Origin of the sequence: Nonomuraea longispora, from assembly GCF_004348345.1 — a bacterium.
Taxonomy (GTDB): domain Bacteria; phylum Actinomycetota; class Actinomycetes; order Streptosporangiales; family Streptosporangiaceae; genus Nonomuraea; species Nonomuraea longispora.
In genome coordinates, this window is record NZ_SMJZ01000347.1 from 1 (window position 1) to 4,691 (window position 4,691).

General features: G+C 73.7%; 2 protein-coding genes. Both read left to right on the forward strand.

The genetic code is table 11. The annotated features are described in order from the left end of the window. Nucleotides 1–2,798, forward strand: a 2,798-nt coding sequence (locus tag E1267_RS42615) for a glycoside hydrolase family 2 TIM barrel-domain containing protein (protein ID WP_132341842.1), incomplete at its 5' end; no start/stop codon positions are given. Between the two features lie 20 nt (nt 2,799–2,818). Further along, entirely contained in the window at nt 2,819–4,462 is a 1,644-nt protein-coding gene (locus tag E1267_RS47555; protein WP_281283764.1) for an acyltransferase, read from the forward strand. The last annotated feature ends 229 nt before the right edge of the window (nt 4,463–4,691 follow it).

The following is a 4,691-nucleotide window of genomic DNA, read 5'->3' on the forward strand; positions in this document are numbered from 1 at the left end:
CCGCCGAGGGAACCGGGCCCACCCTGCCCGACCCGGCACTCGACGACAGCGGCTGGGACACGATCCGGGTGCCGTCGCACTGGGTGCTGGAAGGGCACGACGTGCCCCTCTACACCAACACCGCCTACCCGTTCCCCATCGACCCGCCCCACCTGCCCGACGACAACCCGACCGGCGACTACCGGCTCCGCTTCGGCCTGCCCCGGGACTGGCCCGCGGGCCGGACCGTGCTGCGCTTCCAGGGCGTCGACTCCTGCGGCACGGTCTGGCTCAACGGCGACCTGCTCGGCCACTCCAAAGGCAGCCGGCTGCCGTTCGAGTTCGACGTCACGGGGCTCGTGCGGGCCGGCGTCAACGTGCTCGCCGTACGCGTGCAGCGCTGGTCGTCCGGCAGCTATCTGGAGGACCAGGACATGTGGTGGCTGCCCGGCATCTTCCGCGACGTCGAACTGCTGGCCAGGCCCGAAGGAGGCATCGACGACCTCACCGTCCTCGCCTCCTACGACGCCGCCACCGGCTCCGGCACACTCCTCGTCGACGCCGACGTCCCGGGCGTGGTCGAGATCCCCGAACTCGGCGTCGCCGTACCCACGGGAGAGGAGGTCACGATCGCCCACGTCGAGCCGTGGAGCGCCGAGAGCCCCCGCCTCTACCGCGGCACCTTGCGCGCCGCCGGCGAGACGATCGACCTGCCCGTCGGCTTCAGGACGGTCGAGATCACGGGCGGCCGGCTACTCGTCAACGGCAGGCCGGTGCTCTTCCGCGGCGTCAACCGGCACGAGCACGACCCCGTGCGCGGCCGCTCACTCGACCGCGCCACCATGATCCGCGACATCGAGCTGATGAAGCGCCACAACGTCAACGCCGTCCGCACCGCCCACTACCCGCCGCACCCCGAGTTCCTGAGGTTGTGCGACGAGTACGGCCTGTGGGTCGTCGACGAGTGCGACATCGAGACCCACGGCTTCGTCTACGCCGGCTGGGAGGGCAACCCTCCCGCCGAGCCGATGTGGCGGGACGCCCTGCTCGACCGCGCCCGGCGGATGGTCGAGCGCGACAAGAACCACCCCAGCGTCGTCATCTGGTCGCTCGGCAACGAGAGCGGCAGCGGGGCGGCGTTCGGCGACATCGAACGCTGGATCCGCGAGCGTGACCCCACCCGGCCGCTGCACTACGAGCGTGACCCCGGCTACCGCCACTCCGACTTCCACAGCGCGATGTACCCGTCGCTGGACGACCTGGAGCGGATCGGACAGCGCAAGGAGGAGACACCGGATGGGGTGGCCGTGGACTCGCCCGACGACGTGCGGCGGCGCGGGCTTCCTTTCCTGCTGTGCGAATACGCCCACGCCATGGGGAACGGGCCGGGCTCGCTGGCCGGTTACCAGGCGATCCTGGAGTCGTACGAGCGGTTCTGCGGCGCGTTCGTGTGGGAGTGGATCGACCACGGGCTGAGCGGGACCGACGAGCACGGTCGCACGTACTACCGGCACGGCGGAGACATCGGCGCCACCCCCAACGGCGGGCGGTTCTGCCTGGACGGGCTGCTGTTCCCCGACCGCACGCCCTCGCCCGGCCTGGCCGAGCTGCGCGCGGCCATCGCGCCCGTGGGGATCGCGGTGGACCCGGGCGCGGGCGAGGTGGCCGTCACCGGCAAGTACGACCTGATCGACCTCGCTCACCTGGACTTCCGCTGGTCGGTGGAGGTGGACGGCGAGCCGCGCGGCGGCGGGGCGCTTCCCGTGCCGCACTGCCCGGCCCGCGAGACGGTGCGCGTCCCCCTTCCCGCCGTCGAGGTCGCGGCGGAGGGCGAGACCTGGCTCACCGTCGAGGCCTCGCTCGCCGCCCCCGCCCGCTGGGCGCCCGCCGGCCACGTCGTCGCCTGGGCCCAGACCCGCCTCGGCACCGGCTCCCACCGCCGCCCGCGACCCGCCCGATCCGCGAGCGTTCCTCCCCCCGCGGCAGGGGAGGTGGCCCTGGGCGGGGCGGCGTTCGACGCCAGGACCGGGCGGCTGATCAGGCTGGGGGACGCCGAGCTCGACGGGCCGGTGCTGGACGTGTGGCGGGCCCCCACCGAGAACGACCGCGGCCAGGGCCCCAGGAACACGCTCGCCGCCGACTGGGAGACCGTCGGCCTCGACCGTTTCCTGCACCGCACCGCGAGCGTCGAACGCCCCGACGACCACACCCTCGTCGTACGCGGCCGCAGCGGCCCGGCCACCCGCATCCTGGGCTTCCGCACCACGTACACCTGGCGATGGCAGGACGGCGCGCTCCGCCTGACGATCGAGGCCGACCCCGTCGGCGACTGGCACGACACCGCCTACGGCGGCCTCAGCGTCACCCCGCCGCGCATGGGCGCCAGGTTCGCGCTGCCCGGCGGCTACACCGACGTCGCGTGGTTCGGGCGGGGCCCCGGCGAGTCGTACGCCGACAGCCTGGCCGCCGCCCGCGTCGGCCGCTTCGCCCGTCCGATCGACGAGCTGCAGACCCCGTACGTCTTCCCGCAGGAGAACGGCAACCACGTCGGGACCCGCTGGCTCGAACTGTCGGGCGACGGCCTGCCGACGGTGCGCGCGGACGGTGAGCCGCACTTCGACTTCACCGCCCGCCGGTGGACCAGCCAGGCGCTGGCCGCCGCGCTCCGCCCGCACGACCTGGCCGACTCGGGGCGCGTCTGGCTCAACCTGGACCACGGCCAGCAGGGCCTCGGCAGCGCCTCCTGCGGTCCCGCGCTGCCCGAGCGGTACCGGCTGCCGGTCCGCCGCTACACCTGGTCGATGACGCTGAGCACGTGATGTCTTCCAAGGAGCAACCGATGACGTCGAAGTTCGACTTCTGCCCGTGGCTGTACTGGGACCACGCGACCGACGAGGACCGCCGCGCCCAGGAGAGCCACCTGACCGGGCTGCGCGCCAGGATCGCCGTCGAGGCCGCGGAGAAGGTCTTCGTCTCGCCGCTGGCCGCCGTGCACGCCGACCGCCTGCGCATGGGCGACCACAGCTACATCGCCGCCCACGCCTACGTCACCGACACCCTCGTCATGGGCGACGACTGCACGCTCAACCCGTACGCCGTGGCGCGGGGGCGCGTCGTGCTCGGCGACGCCGTACGCGTGGGGGCGCACACGTCCCTGCTCGGCTTCAACCACGGCGTCGAGCCCGACCGGCCCGTCTTCCGCCAGCCGATCAGCTCGAAGGGCATCACCATCGGCGACGACGTGTGGATCGGCTCCAACGTCGTCGTGCTGGACGGCGTCACCATCGGCGACCACGCCGTCGTCGGGGCGGGCGCGGTCGTCACCAAGGACGTGCCCGCCTGGGCCATGGTCGCCGGCAACCCGGCCCGCCCCATCCGCGACCGCCGCACCCGGTCGCGTCCGGCGAACGACCTGGAAGGGCTGCTCGCCGCCTTCGCCGGCCGCGCCCGCGACCAGGCCGAGGCGGTGCTCGCCCGCTGCTGGACTGGCGAGCGGTACGTCGACCGCCCGGACGCCCCGCCCACCGTACGGGCCTGGTGCGACGCCGTGGAGATCGCCGACCTGCTCCTCGGCGGCCCGCCTCCGGTGCCGGCGCGCGAGGAGATCGTCGCCTTCCTGCGCGACCGCCAGGACCCCGCCACGGGCCTGGTCCCGGAGGTCGGCGCCCCGGGTTCGCCGGAACGGCCGGAGGCGGGGAGCGGGCCGGAGCTGGAGGGCGTCACGGCGTACCACGTGCTCTGCGCCGGTTACGCGCTCGACCTGCTCGGCACCGGCTTCCGGCACCCCGTCCACGCCGTCCACGACCTCACCGGCAAGGACCTGGCCGCCGCACTCGACGCCCTCGACTGGGACCGCGAGGCGTGGACGTCGGGTTCGGTCGTGGACGCCATCGGCACCGGCCTCTACCGCAACCTCGCCGGTTTCGGCCTGCGCGGCGACCTCGAGACCCTGTACGGCTGGCTGCTCACCCGCTGCCGGCCTGGCCACGGCATGTGGGGGGAGCCGGACCCCGGCTCCGGCCTGCTGATGGTGGTCAACGGCTTCTACCGGCTGACGAGGGGGACGTACGCGCAGTTCGGGATGCCGCTGCCGTACCCGGAACGTGCCGTCGACACCGTGCTCGCCCACGCCGGCGACCCCCGCTACTTCCACGGGGACACCGGCAACGCCTGCAACGTGCTCGACGTCATCCACCCGTTGTGGCTGGCGGGCAGGCAGACGGCGCACCGGCGCGAGGAGGGCGAGGAGTGGGCGCGGCGGCACCTGCGCCGCGCGCTGGGCGGCTGGCAGGACGGCGCGGGCCTCAGCTTCGCCCTCACCGGCGGCACCGGCGCGGCCCGCGTACCCGGCCTACAGGGCACGGAGATGTGGCTGGCCATCGTCTGGCTGCTCGCCGACTACCTGAACCTGTCAGGCGCCCTCGGCTACCGCCCCCGGGGCATCCACCGCCCGGCGCCGGCGATCCACCTCCCGAACCTCTGACGTTGACCGCCCTGGACCGGCGGTCCACCTCCGAACCTCCGACACGCCGTCGCCCTTACACGCTTGGCTCCGGTCACCCCGGACATGCAGCCAACCCGCCGTTCGGAAACGCCTCGCCCTGAACAGGTCAGGTGGCCCCGCCCCTGATCGACGCACCCGCCTGGACGGTGGCGGCCATCGCCTGGTGGCCGGACGTGCTCGGGTGGAGGTGGTCGCCGCAGTCGTGGCG

Bases quoted from the DNA above. Each gene is read 5' to 3' on its own strand.
- E1267_RS47555 (WP_281283764.1), top strand. From the start codon at position 2,819: ATGACGTCGAAGTTCGACTTCTGCCCGTGGCTGTACTGGGACCACGCG.